This window comes from Glaciimonas sp. GG7, from assembly GCF_052976905.1.
The window spans coordinates 1-2,068 of sequence record NZ_JBRIIQ010000199.1 but is presented as its reverse complement, the minus strand read 5'-3'; the positions used below and the strand labels follow the sequence as shown (position 1 = coordinate 2,068).

Below are 2,068 nucleotides of genomic sequence, written 5' to 3'. Positions count from 1 at the left end.
AATACCACCCTGCCAAGCGCGGTGTTCGATGACGGTCAGGCGGTGCGCAAGCGTGATCTAATGTCGGTAGCGCTTTGAGTCTATCTATATCGTGCGCAATCGCACTGCGAATGACGACGAATTGCGGCTTGTCGGAACGTGCCAGATTTTTGTCAGCGTTTTCCAAAGCGATCAATGCACCCGGAACATTGCCAGCCAATTGTAGTTGCTGGCTTGCTGTAGAGAGGACATCCTCCACTTCGGAGAGCGCCCATTCATCGCCACTCTTGGACAAATCCTGATAGAGCTGCGCCAAAGCCAATTGCTGACTTTGGGATTCAATTTGTTTATTTTCCAAGACGGCAACCTTGGCCTGCAGCTCTTTAGTACCGTCTTGAACCGATTTCACCACGGCCTTGGTATCGCTATTGGTGCTGTCCCCTACTTGCAGGCGACGCGCCATTTCTGTTCGCAATTTAATATTTTCGCTGTGTGAGTTCCACCACAACGCTCCCAGTAAACCGGCCAGTATCAGTATCAACACATAGACGGTACGTAGCTGCATGCCAGCAGTTTTTGGATTGTTTAATGCATATGGCTCAAGCATGGGAGCATGCGACGGCGCAGAATTGTCGATAGGACCAGCGGGCTGGTGCGATTCTGGGGGTGATTGCGGTTCGGTCATGGATGGAATTGTAACGCGTCGAGTAGTCGTTCGTCCCCTGAGCCAGTCAGGGTAATTGCAGTAAATCCTAGCGCACGTGCCGTCTCGGCAATGCGGGCATGTGGAACGAGTAAATTTTTCTGTTGGATTTTTGCAACATTATTGTCACCCTCATCGGTATTTTCTAACTGTTGTACCATCTGCATCAATATCCTTAATGCTTCCGAACTAGTCACGATCCAGTCGTTTTCGCTCGTCAGCAACTGCTGCAACTTGCTGGCAAGCGCCGCCGTCATGATGGGTGCCCGACGTTGATAGGCAGAAAGCGAGATCACTTCTGCACCAGCCGCACGTAAATGATCAGCCAAGAGTTCCCGACCACCATCACCGCGCACGATTAAAACACGCTGACCACTTAGTGCGTCTATCTTTAACGCTTGCAGCAATCCTTCAGAATCGGTTTTAGTCAGGTCTGGTGGACTAAAAATAGTGACATTTTGTCCCGTCACACCATGGCGGGCCAGCGCCAACCGACTACCCTCGCCGACGATACCGATTGCCACGCCCGCTGGCCATTGCGCGATATGGCTAAAAGCCGCATCAATCGCATTCGGACTAACGAACACCACTAATACATAGCGATCTAGTTGCGCCAATGTTGCTTGTAATTCGGCGGTATCGCGCAACGGCAGAATGTCCAGCAAGGGAAAAATAACCGGCTCCCCTCCTCGCTTGGCAATCTGTTGCGCCAGTACCACCGCTTGCGCTTGTGGCCGGGTAATCACGATCGGTCGCTTGTTCATGCATGCTCCTGATCTTATGTTTCAGCGTTTTCGTTTTTATGCATCGATACAGGCCGCCAGAATCGCTGCCGCATCTTGTTGCTTTAACACTTCCGCGATTTGCTGGCCCAACGCTTCCGGCGCATCTGCAGCACCGCTGATATCGGCAGTTGCAGTTCTCCGTCCATCAGGCGTGCCTATCATTGCCCGCAAACGCATGTTGGCACCATTAATTGTGGCAAATGCGGCCAAAGGGATTTGGCAACTACCGCCAAAAATACGCGACAGTGCGCGTTCGGCAGTGACCGCTTGTGCTGTCGGCAAATGATTGAGAGGAGCTAATATCTGGAACAAATCGCCGCGACTATCGCAAATCTCGATAGCCATGGCACCCTGCCCGGGCGCTGGCAAACTTTGCTCGGGTTCGATCAGCGCTTTAATCCGCACTGCAAGCCCCAGCCGCTTCAAACCTGCCGCGGCCAAAATAATCGCTGCATACTCACCGTTATCGAGCTTGCCCAGACGCGTATCCAGATTGCCACGTAGCGGCTTAATCACTAACTGCGGAAAACGTGCCGCAATCAGCGCCTGCCGCCGCAAACTGCTGGTGCCGACAATCGCACCCGCCGGTAGCGCCTCAAGA

At 52.9% G+C, this 2,068-nt stretch carries 3 protein-coding genes; all 3 read right to left on the bottom strand.

Annotation, left to right across the window (positions count from 1 at the left end):
- The coding region (locus tag ACVBEF_RS21065; RefSeq protein ID WP_447125850.1) for a uroporphyrinogen-III C-methyltransferase at window positions 1-664 on the bottom strand (664 nt) is incomplete at its 3' end.
- Window positions 661-1,446: a uroporphyrinogen-III synthase gene (locus ACVBEF_RS21060; RefSeq protein ID WP_447125849.1), complete on the bottom strand. Its 786-nt coding sequence runs from the start codon at window positions 1,444-1,446 to the stop codon at window positions 661-663. The genes ACVBEF_RS21065 and ACVBEF_RS21060, both read right to left, overlap by 4 nt.
- A gap of 36 nt (window positions 1,447-1,482) precedes the next feature.
- On the bottom strand, window positions 1,483-2,068 hold a 586-nt coding region (gene hemC / locus ACVBEF_RS21055; RefSeq protein ID WP_447125848.1), incomplete at its 5' end, for a hydroxymethylbilane synthase.